Source organism: Haloferax profundi (assembly GCF_001469865.1).
In the GTDB taxonomy this organism is placed as follows: Archaea; Halobacteriota; Halobacteria; order Halobacteriales; family Haloferacaceae; genus Haloferax; species Haloferax profundi.
The window spans coordinates 16496-43288 of record NZ_LOPV01000150.1 but is presented as its reverse complement, the minus strand read 5'-3'; the positions used below and the strand labels follow the sequence as shown (position 1 = coordinate 43288).

Genomic DNA, 26793 nt, shown 5'->3' with positions numbered 1-26793 from the left:
CGGCGGCATGGACGTCGCGAAGACGCCCATGGGCACGCAGATCGTGCTCAAGGCCGAGAAGCCCGGGATGGTCATCGGGAAAGGCGGGAAGAACATCCGCAAGGTGACCCGAGAACTCGAAGAGCGATTCAACCTCGACGACCCCCAGATCGACGTGCAGGAAGTCGACGAACCGGACCTCAACGCCCGGATCGTCGCCGACCGCCTCGCCAACGCACTCGAGCGTGGCTGGTACTTCCGCAAAGCGGGCCACACGACCATCGACCGTATCATGGACGCCGGCGCCCTCGGTGCCGAAATCGTCCTCTCCGGGAAGGTCACGGGCGCTCGCTCGCGCGTGGAGAAGTTCAACCGTGGCTACATCAAGCACAACGGTGAACCCGCACAGGAAATCGTCGACGAGGGCCAGGGCGTCGCAGTCATGAAGCTCGGTACCATCGGCGTCACGGTCAAGATCATCCCGCCGGGTGCGCGCCTCCCCGACGACTTCGAAGTCGAGGAAGACGCTCAGCCCGAAGCGGTCGAACAGATCGAAGAGACCGAGAGCGTCGAAGACCTCCTCGAAGAGGAACCGGAAGAGATTCCGGACGTCGCCGAGGACGTCGAAGCAGAGCCCGAGACGGAAGCCGTCGACGAGGAAGTCGTCGAGGAAGCCGTCGAAGAAGTCGTCGACGACGACGAAGAGGTCGTCGAGGACGAAGCGGCCGACGACGACGAGGAAGCCGTCGAGGAAGAACTCGACGAAGACGTCGCCGAAGAGGCGGCCGACCTCGTCGCCGAGATGGAAGACGAAGACGAGACGGAGGAAGAATAAATGGCGATCCTCTACACCGAAGAGATTCGCGACATGACGCCCGCAGAGCGCGTCGCCGAGCTCGAAGAGCTCGAGACCGAACTGCTCAACGCCAAGGCCGTGCAGGCCGCGGGTGGCGCACCGGACAATCCGGGGCGCGTCTCTGAACTGAAGAAGACCATCGCCCGAATCAAGACGATTCAGGGCGAAGAAGGCGACCTCGACGAAGAATAAATGCCACTGACACCCGAGACCCTCACGCGACACGAACTCAACGGCCTCTCTGTAGAGGTCGTCGAGGCGGCGAACCCCGACTTGGTCGGGATAGCCGGGCGTATCGTCGTCGAGACGATGCGCACCTTGATGGTCGACGACGGGACTCGGGTGCGGCAGGTGCCCAAACGAGGGGCGACATTCGAATTTGCGATTCCGAGCACAGATGAAGCCGCCGGCGCTGCGAAGGCGTCGGGGACCACGTCCAAACTTCGATCGGATACTACTGGCGGATTAGATGCCAGTCAGTCTGGTCGGCGCGCCGACTCATCATCGGCCGCTTCCCACACCGGGAATTGCGAGGGCGTGGCCTACGTTACGGTGGATGGCTCACAACTGCTCTCACGACCCGCCCTACGCACCGAAACTACAGGTGACTCGAAATGGCGATAGGACTTGACGTTCCAATGCCTCCGGAACCCGACGACTCGGAGGCTTACGACTACGAAAAATGTCCGTTCTACGGCTCGCTCTCCGTCCGGGGTCAGACCCTGGAGGGCAAAGTCGTCTCGACGGACATGGCAAAGACCGTCATCGTCGAGCGGGAGTACGACGTATTCGTTCCGAAGTACGACCGCTACATGAAGCGACGTTCGCGCATTCCGGCACACGTGCCGGGCGTGCTCGACCACGTCGCTGTCGGTGACGAAGTAACAATTGCGGAGACACGCCCGCTCTCGAAGACGAAATCACACGTTGTGGTTGAGATCATCGGGGGTGACGAGTGATGGAAGCGCTCAAAGCAGACATCACCAAAGGCGTTGCTCGTGGCTCGCTGGTCACGTGCGCCGACAACACCGGCGCTCGTGAACTGAAGATTATCAGCGTCGCGGGTTACTCCGGTACGAAGAACCGCCACCCCAAGGCAGGCATCGGGGACAAGGTGACCGTCTCGGTCACCAAAGGGACCCCCGAGATGCGCCGCCAGGTGCTCGAAGCCGTCATCGTCCGACAGCGGAAATCTATCCGCCGGCCGGACGGGACGCGCGTGAAGTTCGAGGACAACGCCGCCGTCATCATCGACGAGATGGAAGAGCCTCGCGGGACCGAGATTAAGGGTCCTGTTGCGCGTGAAGTGGCCGAGCGCTTCGGGAGTATCGCATCGACGGCTACGATGATTGTATAGTATGACCCGACAACCGCGCAAACAGCGAAACGAAGTTCGCAATGCGCCGCTCCACGAGCGGCAAAAGCAGGTCCGCGCACCGCTGTCGGCCGACCTCCGCGAGGAGTACGACACCCGGAACGTCCGCGTCAACGTGGGCGACACCGTGGAGGTACTCCGTGGCGACTTCGCCGGCGAAGATGGCGAAGTCACCGAGGTCGACCTCAAGGACGCCGTCATCTACGTCGAAGGCGTCACTGTGGCCAAAGCCGACGGTGAGGAGGTCCCACGACCCCTTCAGGCCAGTAACGTCCGTGTGACGGAACTGGACCTCGAAGACGACGTGCGCGAGGCCCGACTCAAGGAGGATAACGAATGACTCGACACCAGAAGCGACTGTCCGTACCGAAGTCCTGGCCGGTCGAGCGCAAGACAGGCACGTTCACGGTCAAAGCCGGTGCCGGCCCGCACGGCGAAGCAGGGGTTCCCCTGCTCATCGTCCTGCGCGACGTGCTCGGCTACGTGGACTCGAAGAAGGAAGCCAAGTACGCCCTCAACAACCAGAGCGTTCTGGTCAACGGCGACCCGGCTTCCGACGTCCGCCGTCCCATCGGGATGTTCGACATCCTGGCGTTCACCGAGCGTGACGAATACTACCGTGTCTTCCCCGACGAGGGAGGCCGTCTCGCACTGACGCCAGTCGACGCCGACTCGGCATCCAGCCGACTCGGGAAGATCGTCCGCAAGACGCAGGTCAGCGGTGGCAAGTTCCAGCTGACCCTTCACGACGGCTCGAACCTCGTCGTCGACGACGCCTCGGAGTACAACAACAAGGACTCCATCGTCGTCGACAACGAGACGAAAGACGTCGTCGTCCACTTCCCCTACGAGGAAGGTGCGCTCGTGACCGCCGTCGCTGGCTCCCACGCCGGCGAAATCGGCGAGGTCACCGAGATCATCACGACTCAGGGCAGCGGAAACAACTCCGTTGTCGTCGAGACCGAAGACGGCGAGTTCGAGACCATCGAACAGTACGTCGTCGTCATCGACGAGAACTTCACGGGTGATGACGAATGAGCGAAGCTGAATTCCACGCGATGCGCGACCCGCGTATCGAGAAAGTCGTCGTCCACATGGGCGTCGGCGAAGGTGGTCGCGAACTCGCGAAAGCCGAGGACATCCTCGAAGAGATCACGGGCCAAGAGAGCGTTCGAACGGTCTCCGGCCGTGCCTCGCAGGACTTCGGTGTCCGCCGAGGCGAACCCGTCGGCGCGAAGGTCACCCTCCGTGGTGACACCGCCGTCGAGTTCCTCGAAACCGCACTCCCCATCGCGGACCTCTCGTACTCGTCGTTCGACGAGACGGGGAACTTCGGCTTCGGTGTCGAAGAACACACCGAGTTCCCGAGTCAGGAGTACGACCCGCAGATCGGTATCTACGGCCTGGACGTGACGGTCAACCTCGTCCGCCCCGGATACCGTGTGAAAAAGCGCGACAAGCGCTCTCGCCAGATTCCGTCTTCCCACCGGATGACCGTCGAGGACGCCGTCGCGTTCATCGAATCCACGTTCGACGTGGAGGTTGAAGAATGAGCGATAGCGAAACAGAACAGACGGGCGAGCACGCCAGCCGTCGCACCGGCCAGGAGAACGAGTGCCGGCGCTGCGGTCGAAAGCAAGGACTTGTCGGCAAGTACGACATCAACCTGTGCCGACAGTGCTTCCGAGAGATTGCCCGCGATATGGGATTCAAGAAGTACCGATAATATATGGCTGACAACGATCCACTCAGTAGCGCGCTTTCCGGTGTGAACAACGCCGAGAGCGTCGGACACCTGTCCCACGAGATCCAGCCCGCCTCGAACATCATCGGCTCCGTCCTCGAGGTCTTCTACGACCGCGGGTACGTCGACGGCTTCGAATTCGTCGACGACGGCAAGGCCGGTAAGTTCGAGGTCGAACTGAAAGGCGCAATCAACAAGTGTGGCGCCGTCAAACCGCGGTACTCCGCGGGTGCTGACGACTTCGAGCGATGGGAGAAGCAGTTCCTCCCTGCCCGTGATTACGGTGCGCTCATCGTCACGACGAGCCACGGCGTCATGAGCCACTACGAGGCCCGCGAACAGGGCATCGGTGGCCAGATTATCGCCTACGTCTACTAGAACAATGAGCCGAATAGAAATCGAAATCCCGGACGAGGTAACCGCCGAGGTCGACAACCTCGAACTCACCGTCGAGGGTTCCAACGGCAGCGTCACCAAGCGCCTGTGGTACCCGAACATCTCGGTCGCCGTCGAAGACGGTTCCGTGGTCATCGAGACCGACGTCGAGAACGCGAAGACGAACGCGACGATCGGCACCTTCGAGAGCCACGTGAACAACATGCTTCACGGCGTCACCGAGGGATGGGAGTACCAGATGGAAGTCCACTACGCTCACTTCCCGATGCAAGTGAGCGTCGAAGGTGACGACGTCGTCATCAAGAACTTCCTCGGCGAGAAGTCCCCGCGACGAGCGCAGATTCGCGGTGACACAGAGGTACAGGTCGACGGCGAAGAAGTCACCCTGAGCGGCCCCAACAAGGAGGACGTCGGGCAGACTGCCGCCGATATCGAACAACTCACTCGCGTCACGGACAAGGACACTCGCGTGTTCACCGACGGCGTGTACATCACCCAGAAACCCACGACCGGTGGTGCCTAATGTCGGAAGAAATCACCGAACTCGAAGACATCAGCGGTGTCGGCCCGTCCAAGGCTGACGCACTTCGCGAAGCAGGTTTCGAGAGCGTCGACGACGTGCAGGCCGCGAGCCAGTCCGAACTGGCCGAGGTCGACGGTATTGGTAACGCGCTCGCTGCGCGTATCAAGGCCGACGTCGGTGGCCTCGAAGTCTCCGAAGAGGCGGAGGCTGAGGTCGAAGACGAGTCCGAAGAAGCCGAAGAAGAGCCAGCCGAAGACGTCGAGACCGAGCTTCGCCCCCGCGGCCACGCGGACAAGAAGCCCGAACTCGACGCCGAGAAGGCCGCGGCCCTCGCACAGAAGCGCCGCGAAGGCAAGCCGCAGTTCAACCGGCAAGACTACCACAAGAAGAAGCGCACGCCCACGTCGTGGCGGCGCCCCCGTGGTGGTCTCTCCAAGCAGCGCCGTGGTGTCAAGGGCAAGGGCCCCAAGGTCGAAGCGGGTTACCGCACGCCGAAGGCCGCCCGTGGTCTGCACCCGTCCGGCTTCGAGGAAGTCCGCGTGTTCAACACGGACGACCTCGAAGGCGTCGACGGCGACACGCAGGCCGTTCGTATCGCGTCCTCGGTCGGCGCGCGCAAGCGCGAGCGTATCGAGGAAGAGTGTGAGGACCGCGAGATTCGCGTCCTCAACCCCACCTACGTCGAAGTCGAGGTGGACAACTGATGACGGACCTGAAAGCACAGAAGCGCATGGCCGCTGACGTCCTCGACGTCGGCAAGGGCCGTGTGTGGTTCGACCCCGAAGCACAGTCCGACATCGCGGAGGCCATCACGCGCGAAGACATTCGTGAACTCGTCGACGAGGGCACGATTCGTGCGAAGGACGCCAAGGGCAACTCGAAAGGACGCGCACGCGAGCGCGCCGCCAAGCGTTCCTACGGTCACCGCAAGGGTGCCGGCTCCCGCAAGGGTCGTTCCGGCGCTCGGAAGAACAAGAAAGACGCATGGGTCAGCCGAATCCGCGCCCAGCGCCGTCGCCTCAAGGAGCTGCGTGACGACGGTACGCTCGACCGTACCCAGTACCGCTCGCTCTACAACAAGGCGTCCGGTGGCGAATTCGACAGCGTGGACCGGCTCGAAGCATACATCCAGAACAACTACCAGGTGGAGATTCAATAATGGCGACAGGACCACGATACAAGGTTCCGATGCGTCGCCGCCGCGAAGTCCGGACGGACTACCATCAAAGGTTGCGCCTGCTGAAATCGGGTAAACCCCGCCTCGTTGCTCGCGTGAGCAACAAGCACGTCAGGGCGCAGCTGGTCACGCCGGGCCCGCAGGGCGACGAGACCCACGCTGCAGCGACCTCTGCCGACCTCGCCGAGTACGGCTGGGAAGCCCCCACGGGCAACCTCCCGAGCGCGTACCTCACGGGGTACCTGGCAGGCAAGCGGGCGCTGGCCGCCGGCGTCGAGGAAGCGGTCCTCGACATCGGCCTCAACACGGCCACGCCCGGGAACAAGGTCTTCGCAGTGCAGGAGGGTGCTATCGACGCTGGCCTCGAAATCCCCCACAACGACGCAGTGCTCGCTGACTGGGACCGCAACCGCGGTGTCCACATCGCAGAGTACGCAGAGCAGCTCGACGAGCCGCTCTACAGTGGAGACTTCGACGCCACGAACCTCCCCGACCACTTCGACGAAGTGCTCGGGAACCTTCAGGAGGACGAATGAGCAGAAATAACAACGGCTGGGAGCCGCGAACGCGGCTCGGCCGCATGGTGCAGAACGGCGACGTCACGTCGATGGACCACGCGCTCGAGACCGGGCTTCCGCTCAAGGAGCCCCAGATCGTCGACCAGCTCCTCCCCGGACTGGAAGACGAAGTTCTCGACATCAACATGGTTCAGCGCATGACCGACTCCGGCCGCCGGGTGAAGTTCCGGTGTGTCGTTGCTGTCGGTAACCGTGACGGCTACCTCGGCTACGCTGAAGCCCGCGACGACCAGGTCGGCGGGGCGATTCAGAAAGCTATCGAGGTGGCGAAACTGAACATTATCAAGGTTGACCGCGGCTCCGGTTCCTGGGAAGACCGTGCAGGCGGCCTCAACTCCCTCTCGCGCAAAGCAGAAGGGAAGGCAGGCTCCGTGACGGTCCGAATCATCCCGGCACCGCAGGGTCTCGGCCTCGCGGCCGCAGAGACGGTCCGCAACATCCTCGAACTCGCCGGCGTCCAGGACGCTTGGACCAAGAGTGACGGGAACACGCGGACGACCGTCAACCTCGCCAAGGCAACGTACAACGCACTCAAGAACGCGTCGCAGTCCCGTACACCGCAACGCGCTCGTGAGATTCGTCAGGAGGTGCGCGACTGATGCAGGCTATCGTCCAACTTCGCGGTGAAGTCGACATGGCACAGGACGTCCGTGACACGCTGTCGATGCTCAACATCCACCGTGTCAACCACGCGACGTTCGTCCCCGAGACCGACACCTACCGTGGAATGATCACGAAGGTCAACGACTACGTCGCACACGGCACGCCGAGTGTCGACGTCGTCGAGACGCTCATCCGCACCCGCGCCGAACCCGAGAAGGGCTCCGGCGACATCACGGACGAGTGGGTCTCCGAGAACACGGACTTCGAGGACGTTTCCTCGCTCGCACAGGCCGTCTACGACGAAGAGACGACGCTGCGCGAGCAGGGTATCTCTCCGGTCCTCCGTCTCCACCCCGCACGTGGTGGCCACCGCGGCCAGAAGCACGTCACGAAGGAAGGCGGTCAGCTCGGTAAGCACGAGACCGACCAAATCGACGAACTCCTGGAGGCAATGCGATGACGTCTAAGAAACGACGCCAGCGTGGCTCCCGGACCCACAGCGGCGGTACCCACAAGAACCGGCGTGGTGCCGGACACCGTGGTGGCCGCGGCCGTGCCGGGCGCGACAAGCACGAATTCCACAACTACGAACCGCTCGGCAAGCACGGCTTCAAGCGACCGGACGTCCTGCAGGACACCGTCGCCGAAGTCAAGGTCCAGAAGCTCGACGAGGACGCTGCCCTCCTCGCCGCCGACGGACTCGCCGAGAAAGACGGTGACGCCTACACCATCGACGCTCGCGACGTGGCCGAGGACGGCTGGGACGCGGACGTCGTCAAGGTGCTCGGTGGCGGGCAAGTTCGCAACGAACTGAACGTCGTCGCCGACGCGTTCACCGCCGGTGCCGTCGAACTCATCGAAGAGGCTGGCGGCAGCGCAGAACTCTCCGAACGCGCAGAAGAAGCGGCCGAAGCCGAAGCGGAAGCTGAAGCCGACGCCGACCAGGACGACGAGGAATAAATCATGGGATGGAAGGACGCCGCCGAACCAGTGCTGGCGCGGATGCCCGCAGTCGCCCGACCGGAGGGACACGTACCGTTCCGCCGGAAACTCGGGTGGACGGGTGGCATCCTCGTCCTGTACTTCTTCCTGACGAACGTGACGCTGTTCGGCGTCGACGCTGCGGCCGCGAACGACCTCTTCGGTCAGTTCCGGTCCATCTTGGCCGGCCAGCAAGGGTCGGTGCTCCAACTGGGCATCGGTCCAATCGTCACGGCAAGCATCGTCTTACAACTGCTTGGCGGTGCTGACCTGCTCGGGCTCGACACCGACAACAACCCGCGCGACCAGATCCTCTATCAGGGTCTGCAGAAACTGCTCGTCGGGGTCATGATCGTCCTGACGGGCCTGCCGATGGTGTTCGCTGGCAACTTCCTGCCGGCCGACCCGGCCGTCGCGGCCTCGCTCGGCATCGGTTCCTTCGGCGTGAAGAGCCTCATCTTCGCGCAGATCGCCGTCGGTGGTGTCCTCATCCTGTTCATGGACGAGATCGTCAGCAAGTGGGGCGTTGGCTCCGGTGTTGGGCTGTTCATCATCGCCGGTGTCAGCCAGCAGCTCGTCGGTGGGCTGTTCAGTTGGCAGGGCCTCGGTGGCGCGTCGGGCTTCTTCCCGACGTGGTTCGGAATCATCTCCGGTTCCGTCGAACTGCCGACCTCGCCGACTGACCTGCTGTCGACCATCTTCCTCGGTCAGGGCCAACTGCTCGCGCTCATCACGACGCTGCTCATCTTCGGCATCGTCGTGTACGCCGAGAGTGTCCGCGTCGAGATTCCCCTCTCGCACGCTCGTGTGAAGGGTGCCCGCGGTCGCTTCCCGGTCAAACTCATCTACGCGAGCGTCCTGCCGATGATCCTCGTCCGTGCCCTGCAGGCGAACATCCAGTTCCTCGGGCGAATCCTCGACAGCCAGTGGGCAGGAATGCCTGCGTGGCTGGGCGAGTACGCGAGTGGACAGGTCACCGGTGGCCTGTTCTACTACCTGGCGCCCATCCAGTCGCGCTCCGACTGGATGTGGTTCCTGGGTCTCACGTCGGCCGACCCCCTCGACATCGCCATCCGCGTCCTCATCGACCTCACGTTCATGATCGTCGGTGGCGCGGTGTTCGCTGTCTTCTGGGTCGAGACGACGGGCATGGGGCCCGAATCGACCGCACGACAGATTCAGAACTCCGGGATGCAGATTCCCGGGTTCCGACGCAACCCGCAGGTCATCGAGAAGGTCATGGAGCGGTACATCCCGCAGGTGACCGTCATCGGTGGCGCACTCGTCGGCCTGCTCGCCGTCATGGCGAACATGCTGGGTACCATCGGTGCTGTCTCCGGGACGGGGCTGCTGCTTACGGTCTCCATCACGTACAAGCTGTACGAGGAGATTGCCGAGGAGCAGCTCATGGAGATGCACCCGATGATGCGCCAGATGTTCGGTTCGGAGTAGACTCGAACGCTACTCCACGCGGATATTTTTATCATCACAACCGTCTGAGTCACGACTCTACGAAGCGCCATCCGACCGCTCCTGACCCCCGTCGCGTCTCGACTGACGTCCCCTCGTCGCAGTACAGCGAGAGTTCGATGGGCTCATGGACCCATTCTTCTGTCACCGACTAATCTTGTTGAGAGAATAAACAGTTCTGCTGAGTGAACTTTATTGTATCACACGTTGGAATTATGTATAATGCAGCTGGACTTTACGTACAATAAATATCAGCGTATACTTAAGTCAGCCATTCAGAACGATTACCGGATACTGACAGTCAGGGAGTACGTCACCCACGAGACACTCCCCGACCGTTACATCGTCCTCCGCCACGACGTCGACCGGAAGGTGGGGAACGCACTCAAGATGGCCCGAATCGAAGCCGAGCGTGGCGTCTCGGTGACCTACTACTTCAGGATAATAGACAAGACATTCAAGCCCAAGGTACTCCGGGAAGTAGAGAGGCTGGGCCACGAGGTTGGCTACCATTACGAGGACGTCGATACGGTGGACGGCGACCTCGGCGCCGCAGTCGAGTCGTTCGTGGAGAACCTCGAACAGTTCCGGGAACACGTCACGGTGGACACCGTCTCGATGCACGGGAACCCGCTCACGCCGTACGACAACCGGGACCTCTGGAAGGTCACGGAGTTGGCAGAACACGACCTGCTCGGGGAGGTGTACCTCTCGGTAGACTTCTCGGACGTGGTCTACTTCTCGGATACGAACCGCACCTGGTACGACGAAAAGACCATCGTCAACGACTGGCCAGTCGGTCCGTCGATAAAGCCGATGCAGATTACCTCGACGGACGACCTGGTTGGGCTCATCGAGGACAGGCGGTTCCCCCGTCTGTACCTCCTCGTCCACCCCAACCGCTGGGCGGACTCGTACACCGAGTGGGCCGGAGAGTATCTAAAGGACACCGCCATCAACGCTGGGAAATGGGGGCTGTGGACTATCAGGTCGGCTCAGGGCCGAAGGCAGCCGAGAGAGACCGATGTCTGAACTTGAATCGGTCTGCGTCCTCGCCAACAGAAACCTCCTGGGATGGCAGGTCGAGGCACTCGAACGGATGGTCGAACAGACAGGTGTCGATGTCCCATTGGTGGTGGTCAACGAGGTGGAGGATATCGACCATCCGGGATTCAGTGAGGGGGCCTCACCACTCGGGGAGCGAGCCACCAACAACGCAGGAGGAATCGGTCTCGACGACGTCCGGCTGTTCTCTCACGTCCTGCGACGCGAGCGGTTCTGGGCGTTCGTCCTCGCGGAACAGAAGCTTTCGTGGGTACTGGGGCTTGGCTCACCGGGGCGGTCACAGCGGATTCCGCTCGACGAAGTCCCGTGTCTCGACGATGCAACGCGGGTGTACTGTACGCCGATTCCCGTCGACGGTTCCTGGTGTGAGCTGCCCTCCGACGTCGTCGAGCGAATTGCGACGGAGACGGACGTCGTAGTCCGGTTCGGGTTCAACCTCCTCACCGGACCGATTCTCTCGGAGCCGCCGTACGGTGTCCTGAGCTTTCACCCGGCAGATATCCGACGTCATCGGGGCCTCGGCCCGCCCCAGCCGTTCGTCGCCGGGGAGGACACAGCTGGGTCGACGCTGCAGCAACTCACCGACGACCTCGACGGTGGGAACGTCGTCGCCATCGAGTCGGTCGACATCACGGATGCTCGAACCCTGGACGAAGTCTACGAACGCGTCCACGGAGTGCAGGTGGACATGCTGGCCACGGGCATCGAACGACTGCGGGACCCAGAGTTCGTGCCAGAGCCCCCCGCATCGCTCGCTCCGTACACGTCCGTGAACAAGCGACGGTCGCCTGGGTTCGCAGGTCGTGTCCTCCTGCGGAACCTGCGCGGGAGGGCGGCGACGGTCCGGACCCGATTCGAACAGTGGGTGACGGCGCGAGGTCCGACAGGAGTGATGCGACCATAGCGTCACTGAGTGATGCGACAGACGTTCGGTAGTGATAAGGAATGCGTGTCCACGATTCGTTTCACCCGCGACGTGAGTGGCGACACTCACTCCTCTTCAGCAAATCCGTACGCACCCACCAGCGGCACGAACCGAACCCCACCGTAGTTCGTCCGTTCGATTCGACCATCCTGCTTCGTCAGCAGCACCAGTTCGTGGGACCCACCACGGGGGCCGAGTGGAATCACCATTCGACCATCGTCAGCGAGTTGGTCTACGAGTGGGCCCGGAACGTCGGGAGCGACAGAAGTCACGTTGATACGGTCGAACGGAGCGTGGTCGGGAAGTCCACCCGACCCATCGGCGACGACGACAGTCACGTCACCATAGCCAGTTCGTTCGAGTGCGGCGCGGGCAGCGTCAGCGAGTTCGGGAATCCGCTCGATGGTGAAGACGTTCTCGGGGCCGACCATCTCGGCGAGGACGGCGGCGTGGTATCCACTCCCCGTCCCGACTTCGAGGACGGTCTGCCCCGGGCGCAGTTCGAGGAGTTCGGTCATCTGTGCGACGAGGTGTGGCGCAGTCACGACTTGGCCGTGGCCGATATCGAGGGGTTCGTCGGCGTACGCGTGGTCACGCACTGCGTCGGGGACGAATTCGTGTCGGGGAACGGCAGCCATCGCCTTGGCGACTCGTGTCGTGTAGATATGACCGCGTTCGCGGAGAGATTCGACGAGGGTCTGTCGTGCCCGTGTCGGTCTCTCGTCGTCTGTATCCACGCCGCCTTCGTCGTCCGCCTCCGCGTCGTATTCGTCGTCCGTCACCGCGTTGGGTGGACCATCATGTCGAGGGCGACGGTACAGGCGACTACGAGACCAGCGTCCATCTCCGGTGAGACTTCGATACCGTAGGAGTCGCGGATGCGGAACCACTTTTTCGAGACTTCCGCGACCCGCTCACCGTTGCGCATCAATCTGTACTCGTGGTCGAGGATGTTCCCTTTGACCGTGAGGTCGCGGTCGCCGCCGATGGAGATGGTAAAGCGGTCTCGGAGGGGCGTGATGAGCGCCTTCTTGATCGTCGCTTCGGGTCGCCCGTTCTTCCGGACCGTCATGGTGTCCTTGATGCGGACGATTTTCTCTTGGATTTTGTAGGTGTCTCCGCTCTGGAGGTCGTCCATCACGAGGGTGTCACGGACGCGAAGCGCCTTCCCGTCGATTTTGAACACGCGCACCCCGGCCTGATTCTCGACGTAGAAGTCGTCCCCGATAGCGACGAGTTTCTGGGTCATCTTGTAGCGCTCCCACTCTCGTCTCCCGCCACGGCGTCCGATACCGCGGCCTTCTCGTCGCGCTCGCCGTGCTTCCGCTCTCGGTCTTCGAGCCATACGCGAGAGAACGAGCGGAGAGACGATGTACATGTTGGATGAATGACTGTTATGTCTACCACGACTGACGTTCGTCTACAGGTGAATCACGGGTGACTCGTGAGGCACTGCCGATAAAGAGTTGGACCGAAGCGCGTGACGTCGGTCGGGAGACCGACGCCGGTGTCGATTCGGTTAGTTCTCCGACGAATCGCCGTCCGAGTCGGAACTCGTGTCGATGTCGTCGGTCTGGTTCTGTTCGTTGTTCGAGTCGTCGGACGACGAACTATCGGTCTGTTCGCTGCCGTCAGACGACGACTCGTCAGTCTGCTCTCCGTCGTCGTTCGAGTCGGTGGCGTCGTTCGACTCAGTTCCCGCGTCTTCAGTCGAGTCCGAAGAACCGTCGTTGCTGTTGGAGTCGGTTCCCTCGGAATGGTTCTCACCGTCGTCGGAACTCGACCCGTCACTCTGGCTCTGTTCTTCTTCGGCGCTCTGACTCTGACTCTGGGTGTTGTCGTCGCCGACTTGCACCTGACCTTGCGACTGGGTCGTCGACTGACTCTCGCTTTGGGTTCCACTCGCCGAGTCGTCCGAGTCGCTCGACGCGTCACTCTCAGACTGTTCTTGGTCCTGGTCGGCGCTCTGACTCTGCGTCTGCTGGTTGTTGTCGCCGACTTGTATCTGGACCTGCGTCTGGATGATGGTCTGGCCCTGCGTTTGACCGCCGTCGGTCATCACAGTGCCGGACTGCTGTTGGGTCTGGCTGGAGACTTGCGTCTGGCCCTGGTAGGTCTGTCCGTCGACGGTGACCTGCACCTGCACGTCGATGGAAGACGACACCTGGTCGTCGTTCGACGAGGTGGTCCCCTGGGCTTGACCTTGACCCTGACCTGCCTGCGAGCCGCTGTCTTGGTCCTGCGTCTGCGACTGGGCGACTGACTGCGTCTGGTCTTGGTCGCCGCCGGACTGGTCTTGCGCCTGGTCCTGGTCGGACGTCTGGCCCTGTGTCTGGGCGTTGCCGTCACCGCTTTGACTCTGGGCCTGGTTCTGGTCAGACGTCTGTCGCTGGTTCTGCGACGAATCGTCGTCGGACTGAGCCTGGTCTTGCGACTGGTCCGCGTCTTGCGACTGGTCCTGCGAACTGTCTTCGCCGGACTGGGTCTGGTCTTGCGTCTGGTCTGTGTCCTGCGACTGGTCTTGCTCGGCACCGTCGCCGGTCTGCCGCTGACTTTGACCCTGGTCGGACGTCTGGTCCTGTTCTTGGTCGCTGTCGTCAGCGGACTGGCTCTGCTGTTGTGTCTGGTCGTCGGACTGACGCTGTTGCTGGTCGTTGTCCGCACCAGACTGGGTCTGGTCTTGCGTCTGCTCGCTCGCTTGACCTTGCGCCTGGTCGCTGTCGTCGCCGGACTGGCTCTGGTGTTGTGCTTGGTCGTCAGACTGGCCCTGCGTCTGGTCGTTGCTCTCGCCAGTCTGTTCTTGGTCCTGCGACTGCGTATCCGTCTGACTCTGGCACTGCGTGCTGTCGTCACCGGACTGCGCTTGGCTCTGGTCTTGGTCGGCCAGTTGGCCTTGCGACTGTTCGCTGTCTTCGCTGTCTTGTGCTTGCTCCTGTTCTTGCGTCGTGTCTTCGGTCTGGCACTGCTCGCTGTCGTCGCCGCTTTGCGTCTGACTCTGACGCTGTGCGGCGTCCTGTTCTTCGTTCTGCTGGTTGGCCGTCCCGCTTTGGGTCTGTGCCTGTGTCTGTCCGGTCGACTGGTCTTGTGCTTGGTCGCTGTCGTCACCGGACTGCGCCTGTGTCTGCCGTTGGGACCCGTCTTGCGACTGGTCTTGGTCGTTGTCCGCACCGGACTGTGATTGGTCCTGTCCGCGCGCGAAGGCCTGTCCCTGCGACTGGTCGTTGTCCTCGCCGGACTGCGATTGGTCCTGCGACTGGTCGACCGTCTGGTCGCTCGATTGGTCACTGTCCTCGCTCGGACCAGAGTTCGCGGCGGGGTTCACACTCCCGTCCGCACCGTCGGCGCGGTCAGGGTTGTCGTCGCCGTCGTCGTGATGGTCCGCCGAGTCGTCGTGGTTCGACTCGGAGTCATCCGAGTGCGAGTCGGAGTCGTCCGAGTGCGAATCAGAGTCGTCGTGGTTCGACTCGGAGTCGTCTGACTCACCGTCGTCCGAGTGTGAGTCGTCTCCGGTCGGCGAACCGGGTCCTTCGCTGTGTTGCGATTGTTCGTTGTCGTCACCGTCGGCAGACGAATCTGCCTGGTCACCTGAGTCGTCATCGTCCGAGTCTGAGTCGGACGAGTCCGACACTGAGACGTCTCCGGTCGGTGACCCGGGTCCTTCACTGTACTGCGATTGTTCGTTGGCGATACTCGGTTGTTGCGCGCCACTGTCCATGGCTGCTGCTGCACCGTCCAGTTGGTTCGACCCAACCTGAATCGGTGCGACGAGTCCGGTCGTTCCGATGACGACGAGAAGCGCGACAGCAACCACCAACAGTGAACTCGATTTCGTTGTCGATTTCATGAATAGCTCTGTATAATGAGAGTTCCGCCGGGCATCCGGCGGAGAACTCGAGGAAAGTGGTCGCTTACTGGCTCTGCGTCTGCGTCTGCGTCACCGTCTGACTCTGGGTCTGACTGCTGTCGTCAGCGGACTGGGTCTGACTCTGGTCTTGGTCAGCTTCCTGCCGCTGTTCCTGGTCGTTGTCTTCACCAGATTGGGTCTGAGACTGACCCTGACCGGAGGACTGACTCTGGGTCTGACTGCTGTCGTCGCCAGTCTGGTCCTGGTCTTGGTCTTGGTCGGAGACCTGTGCCTGTTCTTGGTCGTTGTCTTCGCCAGTCTGCTCTTGGCTCTCAGTCTGCGTCGAGGTCTGGTCCTGCGACTGACTGCTGTCGTCGGCGTCCTGGGTCTGCGTCTCGTCCTGGTCTGCGTTCTGAACCTGGTTCTGGTCGCTGTCGTCAGCGTCCTGGTTCTGGACCTGCTCCTGACCGGAGGTCTGGCTCTGGTCCTGCGAACTGTCTTCGCCTTCCTGGACCTCGTTTTGGGTCTGGTCAGCTTCCTGGTTCTGTCCCTGCTGGCTGTCTTCGCCAGTCTGGTCCTGGCTCTGACCTTGGACAGACGTCTGGTCCTGTTCTTGGTCGTTGTCTTCACCCGACTGGGTGTTGTGCTGATGCTGGTCGCTGTCTTGCGTCTGGTCCTGTTCGTTGTCTTCGCCTGCCTGGTTCTGGCTCTCAGTCTGGTCAGCCGTCTGGTCGGCCGTCTGGTCGTTGTCCTCGCCGGTCTGCCGCTGCCGCTCGCGCTGCGTCGAGGACTGGTCTGCCGACTGGTCGTTGTCTTCGCCGACTTGCGTCTGGCTCGACGTCTGACTGGACGTCTGGCTCCGCGCCTGGTCGTTGTCTTCACCGCGCTGGCGCTGGTTGCCGCGCTGTTCGACGTCCTGTGACTGGTCTTGGTCGTTGTCTTCGCCAGCCTGCGACTGGTCTTGCGTCTGGCTGACGTCCTGGTCGAAGTCCTGTTCGTTGTCTTCGCCCCACTGGCGCTGGTTCGCGCGCTGGTTGGCAGTCTGCTCACCGACCTGGTCGTTGTCCTCACCGATCTGGGTCTGCGCAGCGTCCTGCGAGATGAGTTGGCTCAGGTCCTGGTCGTTGTCTTCGCCCCACTGACGCTGGTTCGCGTGCTGGCGAGCGTCCTGGGTGTGCTCTTGCGAGCTGTCTTCTGCGTCCTGAATCTGGTTACGAAGTTGCTCGATGTACTGGTCGAGCGACTGGTCACTGTCGTCGGCCCACTGCCGTTCGTTCGCGTGCTGGCGAGCGGACTGGTCTTGGTACTGTTCGTTGTACTGACCGTACTGCATCTGGGCGTGGAACTGCCCGATGAGCTGCGACAGGGTCTGTTCGCTGTCGTCAGCGTGCTGGCGCGCGTTCGCGTGCTGGCGAGCGAACTGGTCTTGACCTTGGTCGCTGTAATCAGCGAGTTGGTACTGGTCTTGCAGTTGGTCGACGACGGCCATGATGTCCTGGACGCTGTTCTCACCGCGCTGGTTCACCTGGCCGATTTGCTCGGAGACTTGGTCTCCGTACTGCGTGCTGCCCACGATGGGGTGGTTCCCCTGCGACTGCATCTGCATCTGCGTCAGGCGCTCAGTCTGCGATTGCTCGTTGCCTTCACCGCGCTGGTTCTCCATCTGCGCCTGACCTGCTTCCTGCGACTGCTCTTGGGCGAGTTCGTCGCCGTTCTGGTCTTGTTCTTGGTCTTGGTCGAGGCTCTGACTCTGCTCTTGGTCGTTGTCCTCGCCGTACTGACTCTGTGCCTCAGTCTGACCGGACGACTGGCTCTGGGCCTGGTCACTGTCCGTCGCGTCTTGGTCCTGCTGTTGGTTCTGGCCAAGCTCTTGGGACTGAGACTGGTCACTTTCGTCACTGCACTGGTCTTGACCGACGACCATCGACGCTATCTGGCTCTGGCTTTGTGTGTTGTCCGAGCCCGCTTGCGATTGGTCTTGGTCACGATCGAACGATTGGTCTTGATACTGTGCACTGTCTTCTGCTGTACACGTCGGTCCATTACCGCCGTGTCCGACCGCCGCGGCGCCCATGCTGAACATGACCGCCACCGCGACGAGAACGACGAGTGCGCTTTGTATTGTTGTTCGTGCTGCCATGGTGGTCGAAGCACCATCGGGCTATCGTACATGTTGACAATTTGTTATTAATTAGCTATCACTCCGAGGGACATCCATTTCCAACACACTGGAGTCCAATTACGGCCGGACCCGACAGCGATTGTCTCTCTCGAACTCCGGATAATCACGTGTTAACTGAGACACTAACCGAACCATCACCGAAACGGGAATCTCACAGAGAGAGGCAAATCGAAACGCTCGTCGACAGACGCGTTGGCATCACGAAACCACGGGTGCGACGCAGAAAAATGCACGACAGCGACGGGCTACAACAACCAATCAGTTCAGTATCTGTGGGACGGGCCGTGTGAGGTGCGTCTCACTCCTCTCGTGCACACTCGTTATGCCCGGCGTATTCGGAGCACAAACGAACCCATGTTCGATGGAGCCATCGGAGAACGCGACGTGAGACGGTGAGAAGTGACGGCGGCGGCCACTCTGCTCGAGTATCCGAATCAGTCACAGACGACCAGTCGACCCTGCCGATTTTTGTACCCCATTCGAGACAGGCAGTGTATGAACGAAGGGCGACTCGCACTCGACATCGAGACGGCGAGCCCGCACGGACCGCCGAGTGACTTCCAGAACACGGCCGACTTCGAACTAGTCGCCGTCGGGCTCGGCTACCGAACCGACGACGAGACCGAAGTCGAAGTCCTCCTCCGCGATGGCGACTGGGCAGTCGAACACACTGCCGAACTCCTTCGAGCGGTCGTCGAATGGTGTGAGAGACGCGGTGGGCCAGTCGTCACCTACAACGGCGAGTACTTCGACGAACACCACCTCCGAGCGTGGGCGCGAGAGGTCGCAGACGAAGGAATCTGGCCCGACGCACCGTCTCGCGTGGACGCGCTCTTTTCGGACCACGTCGACCTCGGGACGCTCGCAGCGACAGCGTACCCGCAGGCCGTCCGCTCAAACAGGGACATCCCCGCACTCTGGAAAGCCTGCGAGGAAGCCGGCATCGACCAACCCACGGTGTGGTACGACGACTACGGCCTCTCGGCTGACTATCTCGACCGCCTCGGAATCGACGACGCACACGTCAAAGGCGCGCACGTCGGAGAGGCCCTCGGAGAGCGATACGTCGAAGGCGTCGTCGCTGGCATCGACCACACGCACACGCACGCCGAACTCACTCGCTTGCTCGTCGACTACGCCGCTGGCGACATCGAACCGCTCTTTTCGCTCCACGACGCCCTCCGCCGACACGACGCCCAGGTCTAACCCTCGCAGTGTCGTGTCGCGCGGCAAACGTTTAGCCGACGGGTACCGTATCACGCCCCATGAACGACCTCGAACCCACGGTCGCCGTCGAGGAGGCACTCCGTGGAAACGGTATCAGTGTCGAGTCACTCTCTATCGACGACTCGATTTCGGTGACCTATCTCACGGCGTTCCCGGACGTCGAACCCGACCACGGTGAAGTCGGTCGTGCCGTCACTGCGTTCCTCGAACTCTCGCAAGGAGACGACTGGGAACCGACGACAGTCGACGCCACGATTCTCCGTAGCGAGGGCGACGTGCAGGCGACGTGGCGACTCGACGAAGACTGGATTCGAGCGTACAACCGCTACGAACTCGACGACGAGGACCTCTCTGAGCGCGTCCTCGACAGTCTCTACGAGGAGGGCGACGCGTGAGCACGTGGCGTCACCGCGGCGCGCCACCCGCGGCACGTGGCCCGCGACGGCCGTCCCACTTCGACTACTCACGTGTCTCTCTCACCTTCGAGAGCGACGGGACAGCGTGTGCAGGATGGCTCTACCGACCGGACGGCGTAGAACGGCCTCCCGTCGTCGTCATGGCAGGTGAACTCGCCGCAGAACGACGCTTCGGCCTTCGACCCTACGCAGAGCGATTGGCCGAAGCAGGCTACGCCGCGTTCCTCTTCGACTATCGCAACGTCGGCGATTCGGATGGCGAACCGCGGAACCTCGTCGCGCCCGACGAACAAGTCGACGACTGGCACGCAGCACTCGAAGGACTCCGCGAACGCTCCGAAATCGACGGGAACCGCCTCGTCCTCTGGGGTGCCGGCCTGTCCGGTGGCTACGCGCTCCGCGTCGCCGCCGAAGATACCCGTGTCGCTGCCGTCGTCGCACAGAACCCGATGCTCGACGGGTCTGGCGTGATGGGTGGTCGGGGTGTCCGTGGCACACTCGCTGCACTCGGCGCTGGTGTCCGCGACAAACTCCAGTCTCGGTTCCTCGGGCCACACCGCGTCCCGGTCCTCGGTGACGGCGTATCGATGGCCGTCTTCGAAGACCCCGTCGTCCGTGGCGCGTACCGCGAACTCGTCCCGCCGGGGAGTACGTGGCGCGACGAGACGCCTGCACGGGTGTTCCTCTCGATGTTCCGCTACCGCGCGCTCTCCGACCCGGACGACATCACCTGCCCAGTGCTCCTCGTCGCAGGGACGCGCGACGAACTCGCTCCCGCAGACGACGTCGCCTCCCTCGCCGACGAACTCACGAACGCGACGCTCGTCGAACTACCCGCAGGTCACTTCGACCACTACGACCGAAGCTTCGAGCAGACGTTCGGCCACCTCCTGTCGTTCTTACAGGCAGTCGCGTAAGCGAACCTGTTCGTCTGTTTGAATCTCGCGGGAACCGTTATGTCCCCCGACGACGTACGTCACTCGATTATGAATCCTGTTCGTACGCTCGTCTCGTTGTTCCTCGTCCTCGCACTCGTCTCTGCTTCGGGTCCCGTCCTCGCACAGGAGTCCGAGACTCCCAGCGACGAAGAGATAAAGACACTCCTCGACGACGGTGTCGCCCTCTACAACGAAAACGTCGACCAGTTAGACGTCTCGTTCGCCAAGAGTCTCATCGCCGGTAAGACGGTGAACGTCTACATCGAAGACGGGGGCGAGACCCACGTGTTCTCGGCCAGCGTCGAAGACGACATGACCATCTCGAACGTCGCGACCGGACCGAATGCCGACGCCTCGACGCGCATCAGCACCGACCGCCAGACGCTCGAATCAATCGCCTCGTCGTCTGACCCACTGGGAGAAGTCGAACAGGCGGTCCGCGACGACCGTATCCGAGTCTCGGGTGAGAAGGGCCACCTCGTCGACCAGGCCGTCTGGACTGTCGCCAACGTCTTCAAAGGCTTCCTCCTCTGAGGGCCGTCGGTCTGTCAGTCGCTCGTTTCTCGTTCTCGCTTCGCCCTGAGCGATGCGTCGTCGTCGGTGAACTGTCGCGGTCGTAACCCACTTTGCCCCCACGGCCGATTCTCCGTCGATGACGAACACGCGCACGGTCGAACTCGAAGGCCACATCATCGACTCCGGGATGATGCAACAGGCCATGGGTATCGTGATGGACCTCGGGGGGAACTTCGACATCGAGGAGTTCGACGTCGGACGACAGAAAGACAAGACGTCGTACTGCCGGATGTCGGTCTCTGCCGACGACGAGTCGGACCTCCAAGAGATTCTCCACGAACTCCACCAAATCGGGGCGAACCTCACCGACCCTGTGGACGCACACGTCGAACCCTCGCCCGCAGACCAGGTCGTCCCGGTCGGATTCTACTCGACGACTAACCACCCGACTGAAGTCCGATACGATGGGCAATGGCTCCCCGTCGAGGATATCGAGATGGACTGCGCGATCGTTGTCGAGCCTGCTGGCTCGACAAGCAACCAGAACTCTTCGAGTTCTGATGACGTCGTCGACCCCGACGCGCCAGACGGTCCGCGCGCCTACACGAAAGTCCTCAACAGCGTCGAGGAGGGTGACCTCATCGTCACCGACGAGGCGGGTATCCGCGTCAAACCGCCGGAACGACCCCGCGACGCCTCCGGCCCGTTCGGATTCATGCAGGGTGGCGTCTCCTCGGAGCGCCCGTCTGAGTCGCTCATCGGCGAAGTTGCCGACGCACTCCGCGAGACCAAAGAAGAAGGTGGGAACGTCCTCGTCGTCGCCGGACCGGCACTCATCCACTCCGGCGGCGGCGACGCACTCGCCCGTCTCATCCGAGAGGGCTACATCGACATGATTTCCGCTGGGAACGGCTTCGCCACTCACGACATCGAACGCGGCCTCTACGGAACGTCTCTCGGCATGGACATGGAGACGATGGAACACCCGCGGAAAGGCCACAAGCACCACATCTACACCATCAGTGAGGTCATCCGCGCGGGCGGCATCGAGGCGGCAGTCGAGGAGGGCCTCATCAAAGAGGGTGTGATGTACGAGTGCGTGAAGAACGACGTGCCGTACGTCCTCGCGGGGTCCATCCGCGACGACGGCCCACTTCCCGACACGATCACAGACGCCATCGAAGCACAGAACGCCATCCGTGAGCAGGCCCACCAAGCCGACATGGTACTCATGCTCTCGACGCTCTTGCACTCCGTCGCCGTCGGAAACTGTCTACCGTCGACGGCGAAGACCGTCTGTGTTGACATCAACCCCGCCACCGTCACGCAACTCCTCGACCGGGGGTCGTCGCAGGCAATCGGGATGGTGACCGACATCGGAACGTTCGTCCCGACGCTCGCCGAGAAAATCCTCGACGAATCGGCCGAGTAATCGCGTCTTGGTCCTCTACCGTCTCGAAGCCGAGACAGTCAGGTACACGCCGATATTATAACCCCGACTGCCGTCGGTAGCGGTATGCACTCGATGTGGAAGACCCTCCTCGTCGCACTCCTGGTCCTCGTGGCCGGGTGTTCGGGCGGCGTGGGTGGCGATGGCACGACGGCGACACAGACGACGACAGCAGATACCGCCGACGGCGACGCCGCGAACGCCGACACCAGCGACGGTGGTGAAACCGGAGACAGCAGTACCGACGACAGTGCCTCCTCGATGGCGTTCGACTTCAATCAGACGTGGGACGAACAGTTCAGAGAAGGCCAGTACTACCGGTACGAGATAACCTCACCGAACGTCGACGGCACGGCGACGTACGAGTGGGAAGTCCTCGACGCGACGGACGACGAAGTCACTATCCGGACGAAAGTCGTCACCGAAGACTCCACCAGTGAACAGACCGTGACCGCGGCGCGGGACGAACTCTACAGCGAACTCTCCGGAAGTCCGTCCGGGTCGATTGCGACTGTCGGATTCAACTCGCCGTACTACAGCGGTGTCGAGGGCGAGACGCTCGAAGTCGGCGATAGTTGGGAAGCCTCCGGTGCGAACGGGGACGTGAGTTTCGCCGTCGAGAGTACCTCGTCGTACGCGGGCCTCGACTGTGCGAACTTCGTGGTTCGCACGAACGGCAGCGTGTTCTGGGAGAGTTGCGTCACCCCAGAGAGTCCACTCCCGGGCTACATGGCGTTCTACGAAGAGGAAGGTGACGACGAACCGGTCTTCGAGATGACACTCGTCGAGTACCGGCCCGGAAACTGAGTCGGTCTCAGTAGATTTTTTCGAGCGGAACGACCGCCATCGGGACGTTCGACGACAAGAGCACGTCCTGTGCGGTACTCCCGAAGACGATTTTCGAGGTCGGATTCCGCTTTCTGACGCCGATGACGATTTCGTCGGCACCCTGTTCGTCGGCACATTCGAGGATGTCTTCGGCTGCCTCGTTGCCTCGGATGTACTGGTGTGTTTCGACGGTGACGAAGTCACCGAGTCGGGACGAGACGACGTTCAGTGCGTCGTCGCCGTCACGAACGTCGTCGCTGTCGGTACTGTCGCCGCCTTTGTGCGAGTTGACGACGTGAACGACGTCGCCTGTCTCGATACGTCGCGAGAGGTAGTCACAGAGTTCGGCACTGGTGTGTACCGAGTTCGTGCCCATAACGTACGTTGCCATGCCACATATCCCTACGCCGTCCTATAAAAATCCACGCCTCTCGCAGTTCGGTTAGACCTGCTTCGCCATCGCTTTCACGTCTGCGACGGTCATCTCTTTGTCGTGTTCGCTGTGCGCGTGGTCCTGAATAATCTTCACGAGTTCGTCTTCGTTCTCCGAGGTTACACTGAACCCACACGCACACGTTGCCTGCTGCATCATCGTCTTCGACATGCTACAATATGTACGCTATACGGTATCAAAAACCGTGTTTACGTTTCCACAGACTCTCTCGACTGTCGATTAATCAGGGACAAAACATTTACCGACCGCTAGATGTCAATCGACTATGGATAGGAACGCCCTCCTCGCTGGTGGGGCCGTCGGCGTCGTTCTCGTCGCGGCCGTCACCGCCGTCCTCGTCCCCGGCGTCCTCGCGGACCCGACGGACGAGGGACCGGTTAGGCCCGGCCCGGTAGACGTTGCAGACGTGTCCATCACGGCCGGTCCCGCCACGGGAGAGACAGTGACGCTCGGCATCGAGACCCGAATCGACCATCGACGGAACCCGACGCACAACGTGAGTGTCCTCGTTCGCGCCATTGACGCCGAGTCGGGACTCCTGACGACGACAGAGCGAGTCGACGTGGGGACCCTCACTCGCGACGGTGAAGCAACTGCGACGGCCAACCTCACCGTCCCGCGGGAAGGTGGCTACGACATCGAGGTGCTCCTCTTCCGCGAGGCCGAACGGGTCGACCAGACAGAAAAGAGCATCCGCGGCGTCTCGGCCATCAAACCGCCGTACCTCCGTTCGACCACCTCGTTCACCGACTCCGAGGCACTCCCGCCGGTCTCCTTTTCCATCGCAGAGGCTGGCGACGACCGGACGACACTCGACTTGACGGCGACCCTCGAAAACACCGGCGACGACCCGGCCGAAGACCTCTCGGTCACGTTCGTCCTCCGGCAGGCCGAGTCGAACATCGTCGCGTCGCGGACGACAGTCGACGCGGGGACCATCCGCGCCGGCCGGACCGAATCCGTGGACGCGACGGCGACGGTACCGAACGACTACAACTACTACATCGACGTCGTGCTGCTTCGGGATGGTGTCGTCATCGACTCCGCCCGCGGCGCGGCGAATCTGGACCCAACGAGGACGATTAACGTGAACGAGACCACAGAAGACGTCGAACTGCGCGTCGACGACTTCGAAGACGACGGCAGAGAAGCGACCGAAGAACCGGACTACGAAGCGACCCGAACCGAGTCCGCAGCGCCCGGATTCGGCGTCGTCGTCGCACTCGTGGCACTCCTCGCCACGGCGTTCGTCGCCCGGAGGTGGAGACGATGAGTGACGAGACACCGACGGCGTCGGGGTCGACCAAGAAACAGCGGACACAGACTCCCCCAGACCCAGACGAAGATCCAACCGACCGGGAGAACCGTGAGTTCGCAGAACGCCTGCGTCGGTACCTCGACTACGCCGTCCTCATCGGACTGCTACTGCTCGCGCTCATCGCGGCGCTCCAGTTCTACCTCAACGCCTCACAGACCATCTCGACGTGGGTGACCCCCGAGTTCCGCGCGCCGTTCCAAGCCGCGTTCAACCTCGTGTTGCTTCTGGCGGCGGCGCTCGGTATCTCGGTTCAGATTCGGCGTCTGACGGCGTAACTGAATCGTCGTCGCCGGTCGAACGCGGACGCTTTTCTTCGCTCGATTAGCCGAGGACAAGCCACGCGCCGAAGACGGCGAGACCGCCGACGACGGTGCTGAACGCGGCGTGGAGGCGCAGTCTGTCGAGGACCGCGTGTGCGTGTTCGTCTTCGACCGACAGCAGGTCGTGAATCTCGCTCCCGATTTCACACCGTGGGAGGAAGTCCATGGCGACGTGGAGGAAGACGCCCGAGGCGAACCCGAAGACGATGCCACGGAAGGCGTCTGTCGCCGGGAGCGACACGACACTCGAGATGATAGCGGCGATACCGAGTCCTGCCGCAGGTAAGAGCAGAGGGAAGACCGACTTGTCCTTCCCTGCGAGACGACGTGCGGCGGCGTACCCGGCGGGACCTTTGTGCGAGACGATTGCGAGGCCGAGGCCGACGCCGACGTCGATGTTTCCGTAGACGATACCGATGATTGCACCCGCCGAGATGGCGTGAGCAGAGAGTTCCGTCACGGTTCGGTCCATCGGGAGGTCCATGTGCGCGAATCGGTGGCCGACGGTGTGCGCGCCGAATCCCGCGAGGATACCGAAGGCGATGCCGAACCCACCGAACTGTGGGTGGTGGCCGAGGGCCTGCGGCACGAGGAAGACGGCGGCACTCGTCACCATCGCGCCGCTGGCGAGGCCGTATCCCCAGACGAGGCCTTCGGCGTGTTCGGTACGTGCCCGCGCACCGAACGGCGCGGCGAACGCCATCGCAGCGAAGGCGGCCCACGAGACGACGAGCAGTTTCCACGCCTGCGCCGTGACTGCGTAAGCCGAGAGTGCGACGAAGACGACGACGCTGCCGACGCCGATGGCCGTCGAGCGGTTCATGTTATGAACGAAATGGTTCGTCTTAATAAGGCGCCCGGTTCCGCGTTCAGATTCGGTTCACCACACTGCTTCGGTTGGTCTCCCGACTCACCGAGTCGCTTGCTTCCACACCTTCAGGTCGAGGACGACCCCATCGAGGTCGGTGGGGTCTGCCTCGGTCGCCGCCCAGACGAACAGGTCACCGACCGTCTCTGGGTCACGCCCTTGTCCACCGGTGAGGTCGGTTGCGACGAGGCCGGGGTCGACGACACCGACGGTCTGGTCACAGTCGGCGGCGAACTGTCGGACCAGCGCTTCGGCGGCGGCCTTCGAGACAGCGTACGCGCCCATTCCGGGTTTCGCGTCGCGGGCGATAGACCCGGACGGAACGAGGATACGGGCGTCGGCGCCCATGTGGGGGAGCGCTTCTTTGACTGCCGTGAAGACGCCACGGACGTTCGTTCGGAGGGTGTCGTCGAAGACAGCGTACGACTCGTCTGCCATCGGCATCTGCCCGGGCGTTCCGTGATTGATGCCGGCGTTCGCGACGAGTACGTCGATGGACCCGCCGGCGCGGGCGGCCATCTCCATGAGTCGTTCCATGTCGAACTCGTCGCGGACGTCGGCACGGATGCCTGCGGCGGTTCCGCCGGCGTCTTCCACGTCGTCGAGGACGGTTTGGAGGGCGTCGTGGTCGCGGGCGCAGGCGACGACCGTCGCCCCGGCCTGTCCGAACGCTCGCGCGACGGCCGCACCGATTCCAGAACTCGCGCCAGTGACCACGACAGTCGTGTCGTTCATGTGCCTCGTTAGGTCGGACTGGCCC

General features: G+C 62.4%; 36 protein-coding genes. 28 read left to right on the top strand and 8 right to left on the bottom strand.

Annotation, left to right across the window (positions count from 1 at the left end; all coding sequences use genetic code 11):
• From AUR66_RS07945 to AUR66_RS07850, 20 genes are all read left to right on the top strand, one after another.
• Nucleotides 1–814, top strand: an 814-nt coding sequence (locus tag AUR66_RS07945; protein ID WP_058571926.1) for a 30S ribosomal protein S3, incomplete at its 5' end; no start/stop codon positions are given.
• Nucleotides 815–1027 carry a 50S ribosomal protein L29 gene (rpmC, locus tag AUR66_RS07940; protein WP_058571921.1) on the top strand — a complete coding sequence of 71 codons (213 nt, stop codon included), beginning with the start codon at nt 815–817 and terminating at the stop codon, nt 1025–1027.
• The gene (locus AUR66_RS07935; protein ID WP_058571920.1) at nt 1028–1459 is read left to right on the top strand and encodes a ribonuclease P protein component 1; all 432 of its coding nucleotides are present in this window, start codon (nt 1028–1030) and stop codon (nt 1457–1459) included.
• Nucleotides 1450–1794, top strand: a complete 345-nt coding sequence (locus AUR66_RS07930; protein ID WP_058571919.1) for a 30S ribosomal protein S17 — start codon at nt 1450–1452, stop codon at nt 1792–1794. The genes AUR66_RS07935 and AUR66_RS07930 overlap by 10 nt, the downstream gene beginning before the upstream one ends.
• Entirely contained in the window at nt 1794–2192 is a 399-nt protein-coding gene (locus AUR66_RS07925; RefSeq protein ID WP_004042597.1) for a 50S ribosomal protein L14, read from the top strand. Before AUR66_RS07930 ends, AUR66_RS07925 begins: the two co-directional genes overlap by 1 nt.
• Before the next feature lies 1 nt (nt 2193).
• Nucleotides 2194–2550 carry a 50S ribosomal protein L24 gene (rplX, locus tag AUR66_RS07920; RefSeq protein ID WP_058571918.1) on the top strand — a complete coding sequence of 119 codons (357 nt, stop codon included), beginning with the start codon at nt 2194–2196 and terminating at the stop codon, nt 2548–2550.
• Nucleotides 2547–3248 (top strand): 30S ribosomal protein S4e, encoded by a 702-nt coding sequence (locus AUR66_RS07915; RefSeq protein WP_058571917.1) that lies wholly within the window; start codon nt 2547–2549, stop codon nt 3246–3248. The genes rplX and AUR66_RS07915 overlap by 4 nt, the downstream gene beginning before the upstream one ends.
• Entirely contained in the window at nt 3245–3763 is a 519-nt protein-coding gene (locus AUR66_RS07910) for a 50S ribosomal protein L5 (protein ID WP_058571916.1), read from the top strand. The genes AUR66_RS07915 and AUR66_RS07910 overlap by 4 nt, the downstream gene beginning before the upstream one ends.
• Nucleotides 3760–3936, top strand: coding sequence for a 30S ribosomal protein S14 (locus AUR66_RS07905; protein ID WP_058571915.1), 177 nt, complete (start codon nt 3760–3762; stop codon nt 3934–3936). Before AUR66_RS07910 ends, AUR66_RS07905 begins: the two co-directional genes overlap by 4 nt.
• Before the next feature lie 3 nt (nt 3937–3939).
• On the top strand, nt 3940–4332 hold the full coding sequence (locus tag AUR66_RS07900) for a 30S ribosomal protein S8 (RefSeq protein ID WP_058571914.1): 393 nt from the start codon (nt 3940–3942) through the stop codon (nt 4330–4332).
• Nucleotides 4333–4336: 4 nt separating this feature from the next.
• A complete protein-coding gene (locus tag AUR66_RS07895) occupies nt 4337–4873 on the top strand; it encodes a 50S ribosomal protein L6 (protein WP_058571913.1) in 537 nt (178 codons plus the stop codon).
• A complete protein-coding gene (locus AUR66_RS07890; RefSeq protein WP_058571912.1) occupies nt 4873–5577 on the top strand; it encodes a 50S ribosomal protein L32e in 705 nt (234 codons plus the stop codon). The genes AUR66_RS07895 and AUR66_RS07890 overlap by 1 nt, the downstream gene beginning before the upstream one ends.
• Nucleotides 5577–6032 (top strand): 50S ribosomal protein L19e, encoded by a 456-nt coding sequence (locus tag AUR66_RS07885; protein ID WP_058571911.1) that lies wholly within the window; start codon nt 5577–5579, stop codon nt 6030–6032. The genes AUR66_RS07890 and AUR66_RS07885 overlap by 1 nt, the downstream gene beginning before the upstream one ends.
• On the top strand, nt 6032–6586 hold the full coding sequence (locus AUR66_RS07880) for a 50S ribosomal protein L18 (RefSeq protein ID WP_058571910.1): 555 nt from the start codon (nt 6032–6034) through the stop codon (nt 6584–6586). Before AUR66_RS07885 ends, AUR66_RS07880 begins: the two co-directional genes overlap by 1 nt.
• Nucleotides 6583–7227 (top strand): 30S ribosomal protein S5, encoded by a 645-nt coding sequence (locus tag AUR66_RS07875; protein WP_058571909.1) that lies wholly within the window; start codon nt 6583–6585, stop codon nt 7225–7227. The genes AUR66_RS07880 and AUR66_RS07875 overlap by 4 nt, the downstream gene beginning before the upstream one ends.
• A complete protein-coding gene (locus AUR66_RS07870) occupies nt 7227–7691 on the top strand; it encodes a 50S ribosomal protein L30 (protein WP_058571908.1) in 465 nt (154 codons plus the stop codon). Before AUR66_RS07875 ends, AUR66_RS07870 begins: the two co-directional genes overlap by 1 nt.
• Nucleotides 7688–8191 carry an uL15m family ribosomal protein gene (locus tag AUR66_RS07865; protein WP_058571907.1) on the top strand — a complete coding sequence of 168 codons (504 nt, stop codon included), beginning with the start codon at nt 7688–7690 and terminating at the stop codon, nt 8189–8191. Before AUR66_RS07870 ends, AUR66_RS07865 begins: the two co-directional genes overlap by 4 nt.
• Nucleotides 8192–8194: 3 nt before the next feature.
• Nucleotides 8195–9664, top strand: coding sequence for a preprotein translocase subunit SecY (gene secY, locus AUR66_RS07860; RefSeq protein ID WP_058571906.1), 1470 nt, complete (start codon nt 8195–8197; stop codon nt 9662–9664).
• A gap of 240 nt (nt 9665–9904) precedes the next feature.
• Nucleotides 9905–10714 carry a hypothetical protein gene (locus AUR66_RS07855; protein WP_058571905.1) on the top strand — a complete coding sequence of 270 codons (810 nt, stop codon included), beginning with the start codon at nt 9905–9907 and terminating at the stop codon, nt 10712–10714.
• A complete protein-coding gene (locus AUR66_RS07850; protein WP_058571904.1) occupies nt 10707–11651 on the top strand; it encodes a formyltransferase family protein in 945 nt (314 codons plus the stop codon). Before AUR66_RS07855 ends, AUR66_RS07850 begins: the two co-directional genes overlap by 8 nt.
• Nucleotides 11652–11737: 86 nt before the next feature.
• Here the strand turns inward: AUR66_RS07850 and AUR66_RS07845 are convergent, their stop codons facing one another.
• From AUR66_RS07845 to AUR66_RS07830, 4 genes are all read right to left on the bottom strand, one after another.
• Entirely contained in the window at nt 11738–12409 is a 672-nt protein-coding gene (locus tag AUR66_RS07845; RefSeq protein ID WP_058571925.1) for a protein-L-isoaspartate(D-aspartate) O-methyltransferase, read from the bottom strand.
• 41 nt (nt 12410–12450) lie between these two features.
• Entirely contained in the window at nt 12451–13017 is a 567-nt protein-coding gene (locus AUR66_RS07840) for an LURP-one-related/scramblase family protein (RefSeq protein WP_231727801.1), read from the bottom strand.
• A 174-nt stretch (nt 13018–13191) separates the two neighbouring features.
• Nucleotides 13192–15516 (bottom strand): hypothetical protein, encoded by a 2325-nt coding sequence (locus AUR66_RS07835; RefSeq protein ID WP_157533028.1) that lies wholly within the window; start codon nt 15514–15516, stop codon nt 13192–13194.
• A gap of 64 nt (nt 15517–15580) precedes the next feature.
• On the bottom strand, nt 15581–17656 hold the full coding sequence (locus tag AUR66_RS07830; protein ID WP_058571902.1) for a hypothetical protein: 2076 nt from the start codon (nt 17654–17656) through the stop codon (nt 15581–15583).
• Nucleotides 17657–18193: 537 nt separating this feature from the next.
• Here AUR66_RS07830 and AUR66_RS07825 point away from each other — a divergent pair.
• The 6 genes from AUR66_RS07825 to AUR66_RS07800 all read left to right on the top strand — a co-directional run bounded on the left by AUR66_RS07825 (nt 18194) and on the right by AUR66_RS07800 (nt 23052).
• Complete coding sequence (locus AUR66_RS07825; protein ID WP_058571901.1) at nt 18194–18904, top strand: hypothetical protein; 711 nt, start codon at nt 18194–18196, stop codon at nt 18902–18904.
• A gap of 59 nt (nt 18905–18963) precedes the next feature.
• The gene (locus AUR66_RS07820) at nt 18964–19320 is read left to right on the top strand and encodes a hypothetical protein (RefSeq protein WP_058571900.1); all 357 of its coding nucleotides are present in this window, start codon (nt 18964–18966) and stop codon (nt 19318–19320) included.
• Nucleotides 19317–20258, top strand: coding sequence for an alpha/beta hydrolase (locus tag AUR66_RS07815; protein WP_058571899.1), 942 nt, complete (start codon nt 19317–19319; stop codon nt 20256–20258). The genes AUR66_RS07820 and AUR66_RS07815 overlap by 4 nt, the downstream gene beginning before the upstream one ends.
• Nucleotides 20259–20327: 69 nt before the next feature.
• Nucleotides 20328–20813 (top strand): hypothetical protein, encoded by a 486-nt coding sequence (locus AUR66_RS07810; RefSeq protein ID WP_058571898.1) that lies wholly within the window; start codon nt 20328–20330, stop codon nt 20811–20813.
• 118 nt (nt 20814–20931) lie between these two features.
• Nucleotides 20932–22227 carry an ornithine cyclodeaminase family domain gene (locus AUR66_RS07805; protein ID WP_058571897.1) on the top strand — a complete coding sequence of 432 codons (1296 nt, stop codon included), beginning with the start codon at nt 20932–20934 and terminating at the stop codon, nt 22225–22227.
• Nucleotides 22228–22311: 84 nt separating this feature from the next.
• Nucleotides 22312–23052: a hypothetical protein gene (locus AUR66_RS07800; protein ID WP_058571896.1), complete on the top strand. Its 741-nt coding sequence runs from the start codon at nt 22312–22314 to the stop codon at nt 23050–23052.
• A gap of 7 nt (nt 23053–23059) precedes the next feature.
• Here the strand turns inward: AUR66_RS07800 and AUR66_RS07795 are convergent, their stop codons facing one another.
• Both AUR66_RS07795 and AUR66_RS20490 read right to left on the bottom strand, forming a co-directional pair.
• Nucleotides 23060–23464 (bottom strand): universal stress protein, encoded by a 405-nt coding sequence (locus AUR66_RS07795; protein WP_058571895.1) that lies wholly within the window; start codon nt 23462–23464, stop codon nt 23060–23062.
• Nucleotides 23465–23515: 51 nt separating this feature from the next.
• Entirely contained in the window at nt 23516–23677 is a 162-nt protein-coding gene (locus AUR66_RS20490) for a DUF1059 domain-containing protein (protein ID WP_082682155.1), read from the bottom strand.
• Between the two features lie 115 nt (nt 23678–23792).
• On the opposite strand from AUR66_RS20490, the gene AUR66_RS07790 reads away from it, so the two are divergent.
• Entirely contained in the window at nt 23793–24800 is a 1008-nt protein-coding gene (locus AUR66_RS07790) for a DUF7490 domain-containing protein (protein WP_058571894.1), read from the top strand.
• Entirely contained in the window at nt 24797–25120 is a 324-nt protein-coding gene (locus AUR66_RS07785) for a hypothetical protein (protein ID WP_058571923.1), read from the top strand. The genes AUR66_RS07790 and AUR66_RS07785 overlap by 4 nt, the downstream gene beginning before the upstream one ends.
• Nucleotides 25121–25166: 46 nt before the next feature.
• Here the strand turns inward: AUR66_RS07785 and AUR66_RS07780 are convergent, their stop codons facing one another.
• Nucleotides 25167–25988, bottom strand: a complete 822-nt coding sequence (locus AUR66_RS07780) for a hypothetical protein (protein WP_058571893.1) — start codon at nt 25986–25988, stop codon at nt 25167–25169.
• Nucleotides 25989–26075: 87 nt separating this feature from the next.
• A complete protein-coding gene (locus AUR66_RS07775) occupies nt 26076–26768 on the bottom strand; it encodes an SDR family NAD(P)-dependent oxidoreductase (RefSeq protein WP_058571892.1) in 693 nt (230 codons plus the stop codon).
• Between the last annotated feature and the right edge of the window lie 25 nt (nt 26769–26793).